Annotated in this window: 16 protein-coding genes; 12 read left to right on the top strand and 4 right to left on the bottom strand. The window is 68.2% G+C overall.

The genetic code is table 11. The features are described from left to right. Positions 1–128 precede the first annotated feature (128 nt). Positions 129–551, top strand: a complete 423-nt coding sequence (locus AC6CH2_RS02530) for a CBS domain-containing protein (protein ID WP_498267789.1) — start codon at positions 129–131, stop codon at positions 549–551. Between the two features lie 236 nt (positions 552–787). Here the strand turns inward: AC6CH2_RS02530 and AC6CH2_RS02525 are convergent, their stop codons facing one another. Then, entirely contained in the window at positions 788–1,807 is a 1,020-nt protein-coding gene (locus AC6CH2_RS02525) for a sugar kinase (protein WP_498267788.1), read from the bottom strand. Between the two features lie 202 nt (positions 1,808–2,009). On the opposite strand from AC6CH2_RS02525, the gene AC6CH2_RS02520 reads away from it, so the two are divergent. Together AC6CH2_RS02520 and AC6CH2_RS02515 are read left to right on the top strand one after the other, a co-directional pair. Next, positions 2,010–4,841: a TonB-dependent receptor gene (locus AC6CH2_RS02520; RefSeq protein WP_498267787.1), complete on the top strand. Its 2,832-nt coding sequence runs from the start codon at positions 2,010–2,012 to the stop codon at positions 4,839–4,841. 98 nt (positions 4,842–4,939) lie between these two features. Further along, a complete protein-coding gene (locus tag AC6CH2_RS02515) occupies positions 4,940–5,710 on the top strand; it encodes a rhamnogalacturonan acetylesterase (RefSeq protein WP_498267786.1) in 771 nt (256 codons plus the stop codon). Between the two features lie 115 nt (positions 5,711–5,825). Here AC6CH2_RS02515 and AC6CH2_RS02510 read toward each other — a convergent pair whose 3' ends face one another. Together AC6CH2_RS02510 and AC6CH2_RS02505 are read right to left on the bottom strand one after the other, a co-directional pair. After that, positions 5,826–7,466 carry a carboxylesterase/lipase family protein gene (locus AC6CH2_RS02510; protein ID WP_498267785.1) on the bottom strand — a complete coding sequence of 547 codons (1,641 nt, stop codon included), beginning with the start codon at positions 7,464–7,466 and terminating at the stop codon, positions 5,826–5,828. Positions 7,467–7,473: 7 nt separating this feature from the next. Then, positions 7,474–8,835, bottom strand: coding sequence for a pectate lyase family protein (locus AC6CH2_RS02505; protein WP_498267784.1), 1,362 nt, complete (start codon positions 8,833–8,835; stop codon positions 7,474–7,476). Positions 8,836–8,988: 153 nt separating this feature from the next. Between AC6CH2_RS02505 and AC6CH2_RS02500 the strand changes: the two genes are divergently transcribed. The 5 genes from AC6CH2_RS02500 (at position 8,989) to AC6CH2_RS02480 (ending at position 13,822) form a co-directional block, all read left to right on the top strand. Further along, entirely contained in the window at positions 8,989–9,825 is an 837-nt protein-coding gene (locus AC6CH2_RS02500; RefSeq protein WP_498267783.1) for a 2-keto-4-pentenoate hydratase, read from the top strand. Beyond that, a complete protein-coding gene (locus AC6CH2_RS02495) occupies positions 9,822–10,820 on the top strand; it encodes a TRAP transporter substrate-binding protein (RefSeq protein WP_498267782.1) in 999 nt (332 codons plus the stop codon). Before AC6CH2_RS02500 ends, AC6CH2_RS02495 begins: the two co-directional genes overlap by 4 nt. Positions 10,821–10,830: 10 nt before the next feature. Beyond that, entirely contained in the window at positions 10,831–11,361 is a 531-nt protein-coding gene (locus AC6CH2_RS02490) for a TRAP transporter small permease (protein ID WP_498267781.1), read from the top strand. Next, complete coding sequence (locus AC6CH2_RS02485; protein ID WP_498267780.1) at positions 11,361–12,644, top strand: TRAP transporter large permease; 1,284 nt, start codon at positions 11,361–11,363, stop codon at positions 12,642–12,644. Before AC6CH2_RS02490 ends, AC6CH2_RS02485 begins: the two co-directional genes overlap by 1 nt. Positions 12,645–12,742: 98 nt before the next feature. After that, a complete protein-coding gene (locus tag AC6CH2_RS02480) occupies positions 12,743–13,822 on the top strand; it encodes a LacI family DNA-binding transcriptional regulator (protein WP_498267779.1) in 1,080 nt (359 codons plus the stop codon). Between the two features lie 909 nt (positions 13,823–14,731). Here the strand turns inward: AC6CH2_RS02480 and AC6CH2_RS02475 are convergent. Beyond that, positions 14,732–14,929, bottom strand: coding sequence for a hypothetical protein (locus AC6CH2_RS02475; protein ID WP_498267778.1), 198 nt, complete (start codon positions 14,927–14,929; stop codon positions 14,732–14,734). Positions 14,930–15,217: 288 nt separating this feature from the next. Between AC6CH2_RS02475 and kduI the strand changes: the two genes are divergently transcribed. From kduI to AC6CH2_RS02455, 4 genes are all read left to right on the top strand, one after another. Next, positions 15,218–16,063 (top strand): 5-dehydro-4-deoxy-D-glucuronate isomerase, encoded by an 846-nt coding sequence (kduI, locus tag AC6CH2_RS02470; protein ID WP_498267777.1) that lies wholly within the window; start codon positions 15,218–15,220, stop codon positions 16,061–16,063. Positions 16,064–16,073: 10 nt separating this feature from the next. Continuing rightward, positions 16,074–16,847 (top strand): 2-dehydro-3-deoxy-D-gluconate 5-dehydrogenase KduD, encoded by a 774-nt coding sequence (gene kduD, locus AC6CH2_RS02465; RefSeq protein ID WP_498267776.1) that lies wholly within the window; start codon positions 16,074–16,076, stop codon positions 16,845–16,847. Between the two features lie 25 nt (positions 16,848–16,872). After that, on the top strand, positions 16,873–17,328 hold the full coding sequence (locus AC6CH2_RS02460; RefSeq protein ID WP_498267775.1) for a cupin domain-containing protein: 456 nt from the start codon (positions 16,873–16,875) through the stop codon (positions 17,326–17,328). A 516-nt stretch (positions 17,329–17,844) separates the two neighbouring features. Continuing rightward, positions 17,845–18,789, top strand: coding sequence for a TSUP family transporter (locus tag AC6CH2_RS02455; protein ID WP_498267774.1), 945 nt, complete (start codon positions 17,845–17,847; stop codon positions 18,787–18,789). The last annotated feature ends 44 nt before the right edge of the window (positions 18,790–18,833 follow it).

The raw sequence follows: 18,833 nt of genomic DNA, 5'->3' as shown, positions 1-18,833 counted from the left end.
AGCGCCGCCCTCGACTACGGATCGGCGGCGCGGCGCGGCTGGCACGGCGCTTGCTTGATCATGGATGCTCGCCTGACGCGCCGCTCTTCCGGGAAGCCTTAACAGCCCAAGACAAGAGGAGAACCCTCGTGAAAGTAGATGCGATCATGACGCCCTCGCCGGTCAAGGCCACTTCGTCCACGCGCCTGCGCGAGGTGGCCCGGATGATGCTCGATCACGACGTCGGCGAGATCCCCATCGTCGACGAAAACGGCATGCCGGTCGGTGTGGTGACCGACCGCGACATCGTCGTCCGGCTGGTCGCCCACGGCCAAGACCCGACCCAGGTCGCCGCGCACGAATGCATGACCGGCCCGGCCCTGACGATTCCGCTCGACAGCGACGTCAAGGACTGCGCCGAACTGATGATGCGCGAGCAGATTCGCCGCGTGCCTGTGGTCGACGACGACGGCCGGCTGTGCGGCATGGTGTCGCTGGCCGACCTCGAACGCGAACAGAGCCTGCGCTCGATCAAGGCCGAAGTCGGCCGGCGGGTGTCTCAGCCGCATTGAGCCCTCGTAGGCGGCCCCACCGCAAAGGCAGGCAATGGCGGATCGGGGCGGTACGCTTAGACCCGCCCGCCCGCCCGCCGCGGCCTGCGGCCTGATGCGGCCTTTTGCCGACTTTCATCCGCAGGCGTCGCACGACTGATCATTGGTCATCGATCGTCCGCCGCGGGTTGGTTCCAGCGTCGCGGCCGGACGGGGTCGGTCGAATGCTTCGCGACGCCTGTGCGCCTGCGCAGGCGTCAGCGACGCACGTGGAAACCGCCGCCGGCGATCAGGTCGTTCACGTCCTGGAGGTCGACCAGGTTGAAGTCGCCGGGGACCGAATGCTTCAGGCTCGCCGCCGCCAAGGCGAAGGCCAGGCCGTGTTCGTCGCTCATGCCGCTCAACAGCGCATGCAGCAGGCCGGCGGCGAAGGCGTCGCCGGCGCCGATCCGGTCGACGATGCCGCTCAGGTCCCTCGGCGTGGCGCGCAGCACGCTGCCGTCGCGATGGAACAACGACGCCGACAGCCGGTGATGGTCGACATCGCGTTGTTCGCGGTGGGTGCAGGCCAGCCGTTGCAGGTTCGGGAAAGCCTCAAAGGCGAGCCGCGCCGCCGCGGCCGTGTCTTCGCCGTCGGCGAAGCCGGCGGCCTTGGCTCCCAGCACCACCGCGATGTCGCGATGATCGGCGAACGCCAGGTCGGCCAGGCTCATCAAGGTGTACAGGATCGGCGCCGGTTCGCAGTTCGATTCCCGCCACAGCGAGCTGCGGAAATTGCCGTCGAAACACACGCGCACGCCGGCGTCGCGGGCAGCGCGTGCGGCGACGATGGCCGCTTCCGCGCCGCGTTCGCCGAGCGCCGGGGTGACGCCCGATAAATGCAGCCAAGCCGCGCCGGCAAGCAGCGCCGGCCAATCGTAGGGCCGGGTCCCGGCGATCGCGAACGCCGAGCCGGCGCGGTCGTACAACACCCGGCTGGGGCGCTGGATCGCTCCGGTTTCCAGGAAGTACAGGCCCATCCGCCCGGGGCCGGTCGATACCGCACGGGTGTCGACACCGTGCCGGCGCAGCTCGCCGCGTGCGGCCTCGCCGAGCGGGTTGTCCGGCACCACGCTGACCATCGCCGCCTCGTGCCCCAGCCGGGCCAGCGACACGGCGACGTTGGCCTCGGCGCCGCCGACATGCGCCTCCAATTGCGGCGATTGCAGCAGGCGCTGCCGCCCTGGGGCGCCGAGCCGCAGCAACAACTCGCCGAAACATACGACTCGTCCGCTCATACCGCCCCCTTCAGAATGACCCGCCGGCTTGGCGTGACCGGCCTCCCATTAGCGATTGCGCACCGCAGCATGCTGTTCGTCCAGGCTTTTGTTAGGGTTTTGACCAGCGGTGTCATTTTTGTTCAGGAGACACCATATCAGGCGCAGCAAGCCCGTCAAGACCGGCTCCCGAGCGGTCTGGCACCTTCGTAAGGGGAGAGGAATGCAAGTGCAACTAGAGACCAGAAAGACACCGGTTACCGTGCTCGCCGCCGCCATCGCGCTGGGGTTGTCGATGTCGCCATCGGCAGGGTACGCGCAACAACCGGCGCAGGCCGAGGCCCCGCCCGCAACCGCGCAGGCCACCCCGGCGGCTCAGACGCCGGCAACGCAGCTACCGGTCGAGGACGCCAAGAATCTCGATGCCGTCGTCGTCACCGGCTTTCGCGCCAGCCTGCAGCAAGCCCTGGACATCAAGCGCGAGGAAGTCGGGGTGGTCGACGCGATCGTCGCCGAGGACATCGCCGACTTTCCCGACCTGAACCTCGCCGAATCGCTGCAGCGCATTCCCGGCGTCTCGATCGCGCGCGATGCCGGCGAAGGCCGACAGATCTCGGTGCGCGGCCTCGGCCCGGACTTCACCCGCGTGCGCATCAACGGCATGGAAGCGCTGACCACCGCGGGCGGCACCGACAGTTCCGGCGGCGCCAACCGCGGCCGCGGTTTCGATTTCAACGTCTTCGCCTCGGAGCTGTTCAACAGCCTGAAAGTGCGCAAGACCGCCTCGGCCGACGTCGAGGAAGGCTCGCTCGGCGCCACCGTCGATCTGCAGACCGCCCGCCCCTTCGACTACGACGGCCTGACTTTCGTCGCCGGCGGCCAACTCGGCTTCAACGACCTGTCCAAGGACATCGACCCGCGCGCCACCGCACTGATCAGCAACACCTGGGCCGACGGTCGTTTCGGCGCCCTGCTCTCGGTCGCTTACACCGACCGGCGCCTGGTCGAGGAAGGCCACAGCACGGTGCGCTGGGACAACGGCCCGAGCAGCGGCGGGTTCGCCGCGAGTTCGCCGTTCGCCGCCGCCCGTCTTCCCGGCACGTTTCATCCGCGCATTCCGCGCTACGGAGTGATGGAGCACGACCAGCAGCGCCTGGGCATCACCAGCGCGCTGCAGTTCAAGCCCAGCGACAAGACCGAACTCGGCCTGGACCTGCTGTACGCCAAGTTCGAGGCGACCCGCACCGAGAATTTCCTCAACGGCATTTCCTTCAGCCGCACCGGCACCGGCAAGCCGCAGACCGTGGTCCTCGAGGGCGAGGTCGACGAGCGCGGCAACCTGGTCTACGGCCGCTTCAACAACGTCGACGTGCGTTCGGAAGCGCGCTACGACGAACTCAGCACCAAGTTCACCCAGGCCAATTTCTACGCCGAACACAAGTTCAGCGACGACTTCGCGCTGAGCGGCCAGATCGGCCGGGCCAAGTCCGAGTTCGACAACCCGATCCAGACCACGATCACCCTAGACCGCAGCAATGCGCAGGGCTATGTCTACGACTATCGCGACAGCAGCCGCCTGCCGGTCATCGACAACGGTTTCGACGTCAACGACCCGAACGCCTGGAGTTTCGCCAACGGCGTGTCGGAGATCCGCCTGCGCCCGCAGGCTTCGGAAAACACTTTCGACAACCGGCAACTGGATTTCCGCTGGACGCTGGCGCCGGGGTTCAAGCTGAAGGGCGGCATCCAGTCGAAGAAATACCAGTTCGACAGCAGCGAAATGCGCCGGGTGTCCGAGTTGGCCGTGCCGGCCCTGCCGCCCGGCACCCGTCTGGCCGAGCTGACCCGCTCGGTCGCCCTGCACGGCACCAGCGTCGGCGGCGCCAACGATTCGCGCTGGCTGATCCCGGACATCGATGCCTTCGACCGGCTGTTCGACATCTACAGCAACTCCGGCACCTTCGCCTTGTCGCCGGACGTGGCCAGCGCCCGCGGCAACAACCGCAGCGTCGAGGAAAAGGACCTGGGCTATTACCTGCAGACCGATTTCTCGACCAACCTGGGCGAGATCCCGATCAGCGGCAACCTCGGCGTGCGCCACGTCAAGACCAAGCAGTCCTCGACCGGCTTCGCCCTGGCCGGCACCACGCCGGTGCTGACCACGGTCGAGCGCGAGTACAGCGACACTCTGCCCTCGTTGAACCTGGTCGCCGACATCACTCCGGACTTCCTGATCCGCTTCGGCGCGGCCAAGGTGATGTCGCGGCCGGGCCTGGCCAATCTGACCCCGGGCGTGACCGTCAGCGTGAGCGGCGGCAACCGCGTCGTCGCCGGCGGCAACCCGCTGCTCGACCCGTTCCGCGCCAAGACCTACGACCTCGGCCTGGAATGGTATTTCGCCGAAGAAGCGTTGCTCGGCCTGGGGTTCTTCTACAAGAACATCGACAGCTTCGTGCAGACCTCGCGCGAGATCCGCCCCTACAACACCTCAGGCCTGCCCAACGAGTTGCTGGCCGGCACCGGCGCGCTGCCGACCGACGAGTTCCAGTTCAACATCCCGGTCAACACGCCGGGCGGCAAACTGCGCGGCGTCGAGTTCAGCTATCAACAGCCCTTCAGCTTCCTGCCGGGCTTCTGGAACGATTTCGGCGTGCAGTTCAACTACACCTACGTCGATTCGAAGATCCAGTACGTCACCGCCGCGGGCGCCTCGGCGCTCAAGACCGACCTGGTCGGGCTGTCCAAGAACGCCTACAACGCGACCCTGTACTACGAAGGCGAGCGTTTCAGTGCGCGGGTCTCGGCCGCCTACCGCGACGATTACCTGACCACGGTGCCGGGCCGCAACAACGCCGACGTCGAGGGCACCAAGGGCACCACCACGATCGACATGTCGGCGTCGTGGAAGATCAACGACAAGCTCGAACTGACTCTGGAAGGCCTCAACCTGACCGACGAGTACAACGACCAGTGGGTGGATTCGCTGGCCGATCGCGTCTCGGTCTATCACCACACCGGACGCCAATACTTCCTCGGCCTGCGCTTCAAGCTGTAAGCCGTCGCGTCGCGGACCGGTGCGGCTCTCGAATGAGCCGCACCGGCCTCGGCCGGATCCGCAGGACGGCTCCCTGCCCTTTCCTCATCGGTGCGTCGATGCGTAGCCTGCTGTTGATCGCTTGCCTGGCCGGATGGCCGCTGCTCGCCGGCGCCGGCCCGGTGCCGACCGTATTCCTCGCCGGCGATTCGACCATGTCGATCAAGCGCGAAGAGAAACGGCCCGAGACCGGCTGGGGCGAGGCCTTCGCGGCGCAACTGCGGGCCGGCCGCGCCCGGCTCGACAACCGCGCGATGAACGGCCGCAGTACCCGCACGTTCATCGAGGAAGGCCGCTGGCAGGACCTGCTCGACGACCTCGGCGCGGGCGATTACGTGTTGATCCAGTTCGGCCACAACGACCAGTCCATGCACAAGGCCGACCGATACACGCCGCCGGCCGACTACCGCCGCAACCTGGAACGCTTCGTCGACCAGGTCCGCGAGCGCGGCGCCACCGCAGTGCTGCTGACGCCGGTGGCGCGCCGCCGCTTCGACCGCGCCGGCGCGGTCCTCGACAGCCACGGCGAATACCCCGGCCTGGTCCGGCAAATCGCGGCCGAGCGCGCGGTGGCCTTGATCGACATGGAGCGGCGCAGCCAGGCCGTGCTCGGCGCCTGGGGCGATGAACGCTCCAAGGCCTTGTTCCTGTGGCTGCCCGCGGGCGAACACCGCAACTACCCGGACGGATTGAGCGACGACACCCATTTCTCGCCGATGGGCGCGCGCTGCATGGCCGCGGAAGTCGTCGACGGCCTGCGCCTGCTCGACCTGCCGCTCAGTGCCGCGCTGGGCCGGCCGGGGCGTTGCGTGCTGGCTAGGGGTGAGTGAAGAGGAGTGAGAAGTGAGTAACTAGGAACTAGGAACCAGTGCGGCCTTCGGAACGCGACTCGTTACTCGTTACTCGTTACTCGTTCCTTACTTCCTTACTCACTCCTCGCTCCCGCTACAAGGTGCCGCGTTGCACGAACGGCACGCGTTCGTAGAGCCTGCGCTCGCCGCCGCGCGGGTCTTCGGCCACGCGCGGTTGGGTGTCGAACAGCAGGGTTTCGCGCCGCTGCAAAGAGTACGGCGGCCAGGCCGGCAGGCCCTTGTGGTTCGGGTCGCCGTGCCGGGCCAGGGCGATCAGGGCCTCGCTCATGCGCGCCGCCAGCGCCCGCGCCTGCTCGCCGTCGCCGGTGCGCGCGCCGGCTTGGCCGGTGTTGTCGAACACCAGGGCGATGTCGAGGGTATGCATCGCGCCCCAACGCCCGTCGTCGAGCGGCGAGCCCCAGTCGAGTTGATAGACCCAGGCCGGCGCGCCCTGGCGCGCACGGGCTTCGGCCTCGATGATCGCCGCGCGCCAGGAGCGGCCGGCGGTGGTCGCGGCGAAGAAGATCTGCGAGGGCGTGTAGCCAGGGTACAGGCGCCGGTATTCGGCGATCACCGTGGCCGGATCCAGGTCGACGTACTGGTGTTCGCGGAGTTTGTCAGGCAGACGCTCCCAGTCCAGGGCTAGGTTCGCCGCGTCGCCGGCGAGAAAGGCGCGGGTCTCGTCGCGGGTGTTGCCGATCACCATCGGGATCGCCGCCGATTGCGCTGGCGCATCGGGATAGAACGGATGCCGATGCAGGGATTTGCCGTCCAGCACCGGCCCGAAATGCAGCGCGGTGTCTTCGACGCGCGAGACATCGCGCAGCGAGGTCGCCTCGACCAGGGTCTGCATCGGCAGGCTGCGCAGCCGCGCGAGATTTTTCGGCGCGATCTTCAGCGCGTCGAGCAGACGCTGCGCGCGCTGGGTCGCCGCGCGCGGCCCGGCCGCGGTGACCTGCTGCCCGCTCATGGTCATGGCGCGGTGAAACAAGCCTTGCGCTGCCGGCATCGCCATCAAGGTGGCGATCTTGGCGCCGCCGCCGGACTGGCCGAACAGGGTCACGTTGCCGGCGTCGCCGCCGAACTCGGCCGCATGCTCGCGCACCCAGTGCAGGGCCTGGACCAGATCGAGCTGGCCGACGTTGCCGGACCAGGCGAATGCGTCGCCGCCGAGCTGGGCGAGGTACAGATAACCGAAGGCGTTCAAGCGATGATTGAGGGTGACCACCACGACATCGCCGCGCCGGCACAGGCGCACGCCGTCGTACAGCGGGCTGCTGCCCGAGCCGCTGTCGTAGCCGCCGCCGTGGAGATACACCAGCACCGGCCGCGCGCCGCCGTCGCGCAGGGCCGGAGTGAACACATTCGCGTACAGGCAGTCTTCGCCGATGCCGCCGTCCGGTGTGCGTTGCGGCGCCGACACGCCGTGTGCGAGCGCATCGCGAACGCCCTGCCAGGGCCGCTCGCGCAGCGCCGGCAGGAAACGCCGCGTCGAGGTGTCGGCGCCGTAGGGGATGCCCTTGAACACCAGCACGCCGCGGTCCCGGTAACCGCGGACGCAGCCGCTGCGGGTCGCGGCGACCGGGCTTTCCGTGCTCGGATGCGCACAGGCGGCCGCCCTCGCCGTCGAGAACGGGACTTGCGTAGCGGCCGCCACGGCCGCGGACGGCAGGCAGGCGCCGGCCAACGCGCCTGCAAGCGCTTTCAAGCTGTCGCGGCGCCCTGGATCCTGCATCGCGGCTTCAGCGCAGCGGCGCGCGACGCGGCAGCGGCTTCAGCGGCTCCATCGTCGCCAGGTCCCAGTCGGCCGGGACGAAGGCTTGCCGGGTCGGCTCGACCTTCGGATAGCCGCCGACCTCGTTCTCGCTGTCGATGATCTTGCCGCGGCCTTCGACGGTATCGGCCAGGATCCGGCGATCGATGTCGTCGCGGTCCCAGGGCCGCGCGCCGGCTTCGGCGATGACCGCGTCCTGCACCTTCGACGCCGGCAGCAGGCGCACCCCGAACGGCAAGGCCGGCGCTTTCTTCATTCGGGTCAGGGCGAGCGGCGTGGTGGTGTAGCGCCCGGTTTGCGGCAGCGGCCGGCCGAGCCGGTCGACCGCAAGGTTGTCGTCGGCGTAATAGGCCAGATCGCCCGAGCCGCCGACCATCAGCAATGCGACGTCTTCGGTGGAGGGCCCGGCGCGCATCACGTTGCCGCGCAGCACCAGTTCGCCGTCGGAATAAGCGTGCCCGAGCCACTCCTCGGCGATCAGGTTGTAGTGCACCGCCCGTTGTCCCGGGTCGTAGATCAGGTTGTTGAGGACCTGTCCGCGCGCGCCGCCCTTGAACAGCGGATTGCGTTCGTAGTTGTGCGCATACAGATTGCCCACGATCAGCACGTCGTTGACGTGGTCGTGGATCAGCGTTCCCTTGGAATGCTCGCCCTTGCCGTGAGTGGCATTGGCCAGGCCCTCGGCGATCAGGTTGTTGCTGAAGGTGATGCGCCGGGAAGCCGCCTGCCTCCACTCGGCCTCGCTTTCGCCGGCGAAACGGGTGCTCGAGGCCGACAGGTTTTCGTCGGTGGCCCAGGTCAGCGAGCAATGATCGACGATCACGTCGCGGGCGCCGCGCACGGTGTTGATGGCGTCGAAATCCACCCCGGCGCGTTTTTCCAGCCCGGCCTCTCCGGGCCGTATCCGGATATGCCGCACGACCACGTCGTGGGTGGCGATGGTCAGGCCGCCCCGGATGAAGGTCACGCCCGGTTGCGGCGCGGTCTGGCCGGCGATGGTCAGGTAGGGCTCGCTGATGCGCAGTTCCTTGCGGCCCAGGTCGATCACGCCGGCGACTTCGAACACGATAATGCGCGGGCCCGGCGTCGCTACCGCTTCGGCGAACGAACCGGGGCCTTCGCTGGCCAAGGTGGTGACGCGCAGGATCTGGCCGCCGCGTCCGGCCGGGGTATGCGCCGCCCAGCCCATCGCGCCAGGAAAGGCCAGAGGCTGCGCCGCGACGGCGCGGACCGGGGCGGCCGCGGGCTGCGCGGTCGCGACCCCGGCGATCGCGGCCAGTACCGCGAGCAGAACGCCGCACGCCGTGTTCCGCTTATTGCGTCGCGCCAAGTTCGCGGCCTTGCCGCCGATGCCTCGCCCCATCTCGCCACTCCCCATCGCACCCTTCCCGGTCTGATTCGAGCATACGCCGGATTGTCAATGACACCGGTTTCCTATACAACACCCGGACGCACAATCGAGCCCCGGGGGGACAGTCCAGGCATGCCAACACACCCGTTCGATGACCAGCGCGACGAGCTGGCGGTCGCCATCCGCCTGGTGCGAGCCCGGCTCGACGCGAAGGCGCTAGAGGCGTATCCGGGCCCGCAGCCGCAGACTTTGGACGCCGGCTACCGGATCCAGGACCAGGCCATCGCGCTGTGGCATCGCGCCGTCGCCGGCTGGAAAGTCGGGCGCATTCCGGACTCTTGGCAGGCCACGCTCGGCGAGGACCGCCTGGTCGGTCCGATCTTCGCCGGCGCGGTGCAGAATGTCCCGACGGGACAACGCGGTCGCTTCCCGGTGATCGAGGGCGGCTTCGCCGCGATCGAAGCCGAATACGTGTTCACCCTCGGCAGCGACGCCCCGGCCGGCAAAACCGAATACAGCGAGGAGGAAGCCGCCGATCTGGTCGCCAGCCTGTCCATAGGCATCGAGCTGGCCGGCAGTCCGCTGGCCTCGATCAATCGACTCGGCCCGGCGGTGGTGGTGTCGGATTTCGGCAACAACGCCGGCTTGATCGTCGGCCCGGCGATCGGCGAGTGGCGCCGGCTCGACGATCGCGAGCTGAACTGCGAAAGCTTCATCGATCAGCATCCGGTCGGCACCGGCGGCGCCGCTTCGATCCCCGGCGGGCCGCTGGCGGCCCTGGCCTTCGCCCTGGGGCGCTGCGCCCGGCGCGGCTATCCGCTCAAGGCCGGCATGCACGTCACCACTGGCGCGGTCACCGGCATCCACGACATCCTCGCCGGTCAGTCCGCCTGCGTGGACTTCGGTCGCTGGGGCCGCCTGGGCTGCGAGACCGCCACCGCCATCGCGACCACGGAGCGCCGGCCATGAACACACGACGTAAGTTCCTGCTTGGTCTCGGCGCCGCCGGCGTGTCGGCGGGCGTGGCCTCGGCTTCTTGGGGCGCCAGCGGCGGCGACACCCGCGTACTGACCGCCACCGACGTGCACGTCAAGGACTACCCCACCGTCGCCGCGGTCGACTGGATCGGCCGCGAGCTCGAGCAGGCGACCGGCGGCCGCCTGCGTCTGCGCATGTACCACTCCGGCCAGCTCGGCCGCGAGTCCGAGGCGATCGACATGGCGCGCTTCGGCGCGATCGACATCACCCGCGTCTACAGCGGCGCGCTCAATAACGCGTTTCCGCTGACCCAGGCGTTGTCGCTGCCGTACGTATTCGATTCGGTCGCGCATCTGCGCCGGGTGCTCGACGGCCCGGTCGGCGCGCAGGTGCTGCGCGGCTTCGCCGCGCGGGACCTGGTCGGCCTGGCGATGTACGACTGCGGGGCGCGCTGCTTCTACAACGTGCGCCAGCCGATCCGTACCCCGGCCGACATGCGCGGGCTCAAGTTCCGGGTGCCGTCGTCGGACATCTTCATGCGGATGATCCGCCTGCTCGGCGGCAACCCCACCCCGCTGGCCTACGGCGAAGTGTTCTCGGCCCTGCAGACCCATCTGATCGACGGGGCCGAGAACAACCTGCGCAGTTTTCACTCGAGCCGCCAGTTCGAGGCCGCCCGGCATTGGTCGCAAAGCGAACACTCGTACGCGCCGGACGTGCTGCTGATGTCGAAACGCAGCCACGACGCCCTGGCCCTGCGCGACCGCGGGCTGCTGCTGGAGATCACCCGGGCTTCGGTGGCGGTGATGCGACGCCTGTGGGACGAGTCCGAGGCGCTCGCGCGGCGCACCCTGGTCGAGGCCGGGGTGCAGATGAACGATTGCGACCTGCCTGCGTTCCGCAAGGCGGTGGCGCCGTTGTTGGACGACTACCACCGCGTGCCCGCGCTCGAAGCGCTGTTCCGCGACGTACGCTCACTGGCTTGAGGCCCTACCCGTGAATGAAGCACGCGATGTCGATCCACCGGTTCTCCCTCCCGCGCCGAGCGGCCTGCTCGACCGTGTCGCAGCCGTCGCCGTCGCCGTCGCCGGTGCCGCGCTGGTCGGCATGGTCGTGGTCCAGTCGGTGCAGGTGTTCGCCCGCTACGTCGTCAACGATTCGCCCGGCTGGACCGAGCCGGTCGCGCTGATCCTGCTCAATACCGCGATGAGCTTCGGCGCCGCGGCCGGCGTGCATCGCGGCGCGCACTTCGGCTTCTTCGTCCTGCTGCATGTCGCGCCGCCGCCGCTGCGGCGGCTCCTGACCGCGGTGTCGCAGGCGGTGATCGCGCTCATCGGCGCCGCGCTGGCGTTCTGGGGCGGCGAACTGTTGCTCGACGGGCTCGACATTCCGATGGCCGGCGCGCCCTTGCCGCAAAGCGCCGCGTTCGCGCCGATGGCGATCGGCGGCGCGCTGATGAGCGTGTTCGCGCTGCAACGCATCGTCCGGGTGTATGCGCCGCCGTCCCGTATCGAAGGGAGCTCCTGATGGAAGTCACGATTCTGTTCGGCGTGTTCGCCGTGCTGTTGCTGATCGGCGTACCGGTCGCTTATTCGCTGTCGTCCGCGGCGCTGGCGACGCTGATCTACATCGGCCTGCCGCCGATCGTGGTGGTCCAGCAGACCGCCGCGGGCGCCGGTTCGGCCTCGCTGATCGCGATCCCGCTCTTCATCTTCGCCGGCGAACTCATGCTGCGCGGCGGCATTTCCGAGCGTTTGATCGGCCTGGCCTCGGCCCTGGTCGGGCACCTGCGCGGCGGCCTGGGCCAGGTCAGCGTGCTGTCGTCGCTGTTCTTCGGCGGCGTTTCGGGCTCGGCCATCGCCGACGTCTCGGCGATCGGAGGCGCGATGATTCCGCAGATGGTCAAGCGCGGCTTCGACCGCGACTTCGCCGTCAACGTCACCATGACCGCGGCCATGGTGGCCCTGCTGGTGCCGCCCTCGCACAACCTGATCCTGTATTCGGCCTCGGCCGGCGGCAGCATCTCGATCGCCGACCTGTTCGCCGCCGGCATCGTGCCGGCGCTGCTGATGACCGTGACCCTGATGGCGACCTGCTGGATCATCGCGCGCCGGCGCGGCTACGCGATCGAGCCGTTTCCCGGCTTCGGCATCGTGCTGCGCCGCTTCGTCTCGGCGCTGCCGGGACTGGCGCTGGTCGCGCTGATCTTCGTCGGCATCCGCGCCGGCATCTTCACCGCGGTCGAAAGCGCGGCCATCGCCGTGGTTTACGCTTTGCTGGTCACCACCCTGATCTACCGCAAGCTGCGCTGGAAGGACTTCCTGGAGACCGTCGCCGGCGCCGCCCGCACCACCGGCATGATCCTGTTCGTGATCGCCTCGGCGGCGTCGTTCGGCTGGCTGCTGGCCTACCTGCAGGTGCCTACCGCCGCGGTCGAAGCCCTGACCGGCCTGACCACCGACAAGAACCTGCTGCTGTTGCTGATGATCCTGATCCTGCTGGTGCTCGGCACCTTCATGGACCTGGCGCCGATGATCATCATCTGCACCCCGATCTTCCTGCCGCTGGCGAAGGCCATCGGCGTCGACCCGGTGCACTTCGGCATCATCCTGGTGCTCAAGGGCGGCCTCAGCCTGATCTCGCCGCCGCTGGGCTCGGTGCTGTTCGTCGGCACCGCGATCGGCCAGATCAGCATCGGCGAGACCTTGCGCACGATCTGGCCGTTCTGGCTGTCCGCGCTCGGCGTCCTGCTGGTGGTGACGTTCGTGCCGGAACTGTCGCTGTGGCTGCCGGCCCTGCTGAAACACTGAGCGCGGTCGCGGATCGTGGCCGCAGGCCGGCGCGGGCGCGCTCGGCCTGCGATGCGGGCTAGAATCCCCCCATCCCCACGGCCCCCATCGCCTTGCCCATGCCGCCGCGCAAGAAAACCGAACGTATCGCACCGCCGGCCGCCAAGAGCGCGAGCGCGGTGCCCGGCAAGGCGCAGACGATCAACGACATCGCCCGCTTGGCCGAGGTGTCAAAGAAGACCGTCTCGCGGGTGATCAACCAGTCGCCGCTGGTGCACAAGGAAACCCGCGACCGGGTCGAAGCGGTGATGCGCGAGTTCAACTACACCCCGGACCCGTTCGCGCGCGGCCTGGCGTTTCGCCGCTCGTTCCTGATCGGCATGGTCTACGACAACCCGACCGCGCAGTACATCGTCAACATGCAGTACGGCGCGCTCGACGCGATCCGCGATTCCGGCTTCGAGCTGGTGGTCCACCCCTGCGACAGCCGCAGCCCGGGCTATATCGACGGCGTGCGCCGCTTCGTCCAGCAGCAGAAGCTGCACGGGGTGATGCTGGTGCCGCGCGTATCCGAAGACCAGGCCCTGGCCGACATGCTGGCCGAGATCGGCTGCCGCTATTCGCGCATCGCCTCGGTCTCGCTGGACCAGGCCTCGCGCATGGTCATCACCCACGACCGCGACGGCGCCGCCGAGGCCGCCGACTATCTGCAGTCGCTCGGCCATCGCGACATCGCCCTGATCACCGGCCCGAACAGCTATCGCTCGGCGCACGAACGCACCGCCGGCTTCATCGAGGCCCTGGCCAAGCGCGGCATCGAGTTGCCGCGCGAGCGTGTGGTCGAGGCCGGCTACACCTTCGAGTCCGGCGTCGCCTCGGCCGAACGCCTGCTCGCCGGCAACCAGCGCCCGACCGCGATCTTCGCCGGCAACGACGAAATGGCCGCCGGCGTCTACAAGGTCGCCCTGCGCGCCGGCATCAGCATCCCGCAGGAACTGTCGGTGATCGGCTTCGACGACAGCCCCCTGGCATCGCGCCTGTGGCCGGCGTTGAGCTCGGTGCGCCTGCCGATCCGCGACATGGGCCGCATTGCCGCCTCGATGCTGCTGGCCGAACCCGCCGCCGCCTCGGCCCTCGCCGCCGCCAGCGTCCGCCCCCATCTGATCGTCCGCGATTCCTGCCAGCCGCCTGCGCGCTGAGCGGGAGGGCTGTCGATGGTGCGCTGTTCCAGGAGACGGCCGAATAAACGATGGCTGTCGTCATAGCCCGGCCGGCGCGACACGGCCAGCCTAGGAGCGACGCAAGTCGCGACCAAGGGACGGGTAAAGGCCATAAGGCCAACATTAGTCATCGAAGCCCGGCGAAAGCACGCCGTTTCTGTAAATAACGCCAGCCCTGCGTCTCCGCGCGTTCCGCGGTCGCGACTTACGTCGCTCCTACAAGAAGCGGCGGCGCGCCATTGCTGGCTTTGGCTGTGGCTTGGCTGTGGCTGTGCGCCGCTTCGCACTCGCGAAGGCTAAAGAAGACCCGGAGGGCGGCGCGCAGGGATGCGGGCCGTTTTTCATCGGGACAGGGAGGTCCCGTATGAAAAATCACCGCGTATGCATCGAACGCGCGGGCCTGTGATTCAAAGAAAGCACTTTTCTTTGGTTACCTTTCTTTTGTTGCTTTAGACAAAAGAAAGTAACCCGCCGCTTTAGTGGCGGAAGCTTTGGGTTTGATCTTGATCTGATCCTGATCCTGATCCTGATCCTGATCTTTCTTGATCCATACGCCGCAAGACCGGACCAGCGCGGTCGCGGCTTGCGCCGCTCCTACCTGGCGAAAGCACGCCGTTTCTGTAAATAACGCCAGCCCTGCGTCTCCGCGCGTTCCGCGGTCGCGACTTACGTCGCTCCTACAAGAAGCGGCGGCGCGCCATTGCTGGCTTCGCTGTGGCTTGGCTGGCTGTGCGCCGCTTCGCACTCGCGAAGGCTAAAGAAGACCCGGAGGGCGGCGCGCAGGGATGCGGGCCGTTTTTCATCGGGACAGGGAGGTCCCGTATGAAAAATCACCGCGTATGCATCGAACGCGCGGGCCTGTGATTCAAAGAAAGCACTTTTCTTTGGTTACCTTTCTTTTGTTGCTTTAGACAAAAGAAAGTAACCCGCCGCTTTAGTGGCGGAAGCTTTGGGTTTGATCTTGAACTTGATCTTGATCTGATCCTGATCCAGATCTTTCTTGATCCATACGCCGCAAGACCGGACCAGCGCGGTCGCGGCTTGCGCCGCTCCTACCCCGCGATAGCACGCCGCTTTGTTGAACAACGTCGGCCTTGCGGCCTCTGCGCGTTCCGGGATCGCGACTCACGTCGCTCCTACAAGGGTCTCCCGCACTACCCAGCCAAACCCGGCACATTGGCGCAATCAATAACCGATTGATTTAAATCAATATTTAACCACGAAAGTTCCGTCAACCCGGACCCGACCCGATCCAAGCCTCATCCCAGAGCACCCTCCGACAGAACGAATGACACCGGTTAACCTTCCGGTCTAGAATCGTCCCCTACCCCGGTCCCCACTCCGGCCCGGACACCCGACCCGACGGAGCTTTCGATGTTCCAAAAGACCTACCACGCCACCCATCCCGACATGATGGCCGGCGCCAGCAACGAGCAATTGCGCGATCGCTACCTCATCGGCGATCTGTTCGCCGACGGCCAGGTGCGTCTGAACTACTCGCACAACGAACGCTTCGTCATCGGCGGCGCGGCGCCGACCGGTGCGCCGGTCGCGCTGCCGCAGCACACCGAGCCGGCATCGGCGGCGGGAAAATCCTTTCTGGAACGCCGGGAGCTCGGCATCGTCAACGTGGGCCGCGGCGCCGGCACCGTGCTCGTCGACGGCCAAACCTATGCACTGCAGCCGAAGGACGGCCTGTACGTGCCGATGGGCACGCAGAACGTCGTGTTCGCTTCCGACGATGCCTCCGAGCCGGCCAAGTTCTACCTCGCCTCGACGCCGGCGCATGCGCGCCACGAGACCGTGCACATCTCGATCGACCAGGCCGTGCCGCTGCAGCGCGGCGCGCTGGAGACGTCGAACGAGCGGGTGATCTATCAATACATCGTGCCGGCCACCTGCCGCTCCTGCCAACTGCTGCTGGGCCTGACCGTGCTCAAGCCGGGGAGCGTCTGGAACACCATGCCGCCGCATCTGCACGACCGCCGTTCCGAAGTCTATTTCTACTTCGAACTCGGCGACCAGCGGGTCATGCATTTCATGGGCGAGCCGGCCGAGATGCGCCACATCGTGATCCGCAACGATGAGGCGGTGGTCTCGCCGCCATGGTCGATCCACATGGGCTCGGGCACACAGAACTATTGCTTCATCTGGGCGATGGGCGGCGAGAACCTCGATTACACCGACATGCACCAGCTCGACATCTGCCAACTCAAGTGAGGGCGCGCGCATGAACACCGATCCGCATCCGCGCAATCCGTTCGGCCTCGAGGGCACGGTCGCCCTGGTGACCGGAGCCAATCGCGGGCTCGGCCAGGCGATCGCCCTGGCGCTGGCCCAGGCCGGCGCCGACATCGCCGCGGTCGCCAGCGGCACGATGGACGAGACCGCCGCGCTGGTGCGCGGCCTCGGCCGCCGGCTGCTGCCCTTGCGGGCCGATCTGTCGAGTCTGGAACCGATCGACCGCATCGTCGCCGAAACGGCCGAAACTCTCGGGCCGGTCGACATCCTGGTCAACAACGCCGGCCTGATCCGCCGCGCCGACGCGCTCGATTTCAGCGAGGCCGACTGGGACGCGGTGATGAACGTCAATCTCAAGAGCGCGTTCTTCCTCGCCCAGGCGGCCGGGCGCGGCATGGTCGCCCGCGGCCGCGGCAAGATCATCAACGTCGCCTCGATGCTGTCGTTCCAGGGCGGCATCCGGGTGCCGTCCTACACCGCCAGCAAGTCCGGCCTGGCCGGCATCACCCGCCTGCTCGCCAACGAGTGGGCCGGCAAGGGGCTCAACGTCAACGCGATCGCGCCCGGCTACATGACCACCGACAACACCGCGCAGCTGCGCTCGGACGAAGCGCGCAACCGCGACATCCTGGCGCGGATACCGGCCGGGCGCTGGGGCCAGCCGTCCGACATCGGCGGCGCCGCGGTGTTCCTCGCCAGCCGTGCCTCGGACTACGTCAACGGTGCGGTCCTGCCCGTCGACGGAGGCTGGCTGGCGCGCTGAGCGCCGACACACCGGAGAACCCGCCATGACCCTGTCGATCCGCCGGTACCCGAGCGCCGCTCTCGCCTTCGCGATCTTCGCGACGGCGCTGTCGCCGGCGCAGGCCGCGCAGCCGCCGGCGAAACTGCGCAGCGACTCCTACGTCGAGCAGGCTCGCGACATCGCCCAGGCGCAGCCGGGCCCGCACGAAGGCGAAGGCCGCACCACCGCCTATCCGTTCTTCGCCCAGGCCGACGGCTTCGATATCGTGTTCCGCCAGCGCAGCCTGCATCCGGGCGCGAGCATCGGCGACCACACCAACGACAAGGACGAGATCTACTACGTGCTGTCGGGACGCGGCGAGCTGATGCTCGACGGCCGCCGCCGCGAGGTCGGTGCGGGCGACGCGGTCCTCACCCGCCGCGGCAGCCGCCACGGCCTGCGCCAACTCGGCGACGAAGACCTGACCCTCATCGTGGTCTACCGCAAGCCCGCGCCCTGATCCGTCCGCGCCGCTGCGCCTGCAATGGAGGGCCACTGACGACAGGGCCGAGATGCGGTCGGACGATTCGAAAATATGCGCACGCATGGTGCGCCCTCGCCATCCCTGGCGAGTGAGGGCTTCGTCCCGAAGCCGACGCAAGGCCTGCCCGCGAAGACTCGCGTACCGGCGCTGAAGGCCGGACGCGCTGATGACCGGATCGTCCGCGCGGCACCGCGCCACCGGGCGCGGGTCGGTATCCCTAATCAGACGAGCGAGTGCCCCATTTCCCTCCCCGTCCCGGCGACTATCCGGCGGTTCGGCGACGCCGGTCACGCTCCCGCATCGCCCGAGCCGATCGCCTGCCCGTCGTAGCCGCCTGCCGCCGCGCGGCACTGTGCCGTTATCCGCACCCGGGGCGCGCAAGCGATGCAAGCCGAGCCGGCGCGCCGGTCCGACCATGGCCCGGGTCGTGTCAGGAGGCGCCATGTCCGTAGAAGTCGAAAGCCGCTTGCTCCCGCTGGCCGGGGCGCCGGCATGAATCGCCCGAGTCTGGAGGTCGCCCTGCTCTGGTCGGCCCTGGCCCTGCTCGCGCTGGCTTATGCCTGGCGCTGGTACAGCCTGGAACGCGCCCGTCGCAAGCGGAACGATGGCCAGCATGCCGGCCCCGATGCCGGCGGCCCGTCGCCGCCGCGCCTCGGCGATTGGCTGACCGGTCTGGTCGCGAATTTCTTGGACACGCTCGGCATCGGGTCGTTCGCGACCACCACCGCGATCTTCAAGTTGCGCGGCCGGGTCGCCGACGATCGCATTCCCGGCACCTTGAACGTAGGCCACGCCCTGCCGACCATCGCCCAGGCGCTGATCTTCATCGCCGTGGTCGGCGTCGACTTCGTCACCCTGGCGGGCATGATCGCCGCCGCAGTCGCCGGCGCCTGGGCCGGCGTGCGGATGGTGGCGCGGCTGCCGAAGCGCGCGATCCAGGTCGGCATGGGCATCGCCCTGCTGATCTCGGCGGCGCTGTTTCTCGCCACCAACCTGCAATGGCTGCCCGGCGGCGGCGAAGCGCTGGGCCTGTCCGGCGCGACCCTGGTCTTCGCGATCGGCGCCAGCTTCGTCCTCGGCGCCCTGATGATGCTCGGCATCGGCCTGTACGCGCCCTGCCTGATCCTGGTCAGCCTGCTCGGCATGAACCCGCTTGCGGCCTTCCCGATCATGATGGGCGCCTGCGCCTTCCTGATGCCGGTGGGCGGCGCGGCCTTCGTGCGCAGCGGCCGCTACGACCTGCGCGCGGCTTTCGGCCTGACCTTGGGCGGCATTCCCGGGGTCTTGATCGCGGCCTTCCTGGTCAAGTCGCTGCCGCTGGAATGGCTGCGCTGGCTGGTATTGGCGGTCACCTTGTACGCCGCGGTGCAGATGCTGATCTCGGCGCGCCGCGCGCGCAACGACCGCGCCGCCGCACTGGAAGCCGATCGCGCCTGAGTCGAACCTTGGTCTGGCGCCACGCGCACCGGCTCCGACACGCA

The sequence above is a fragment of the Lysobacter sp. GQ73 genome (assembly GCF_059758755.1).
The sequence above is the reverse complement of the archived record's forward strand: the minus strand, read 5'-3'. Positions and strand labels throughout refer to the sequence as shown.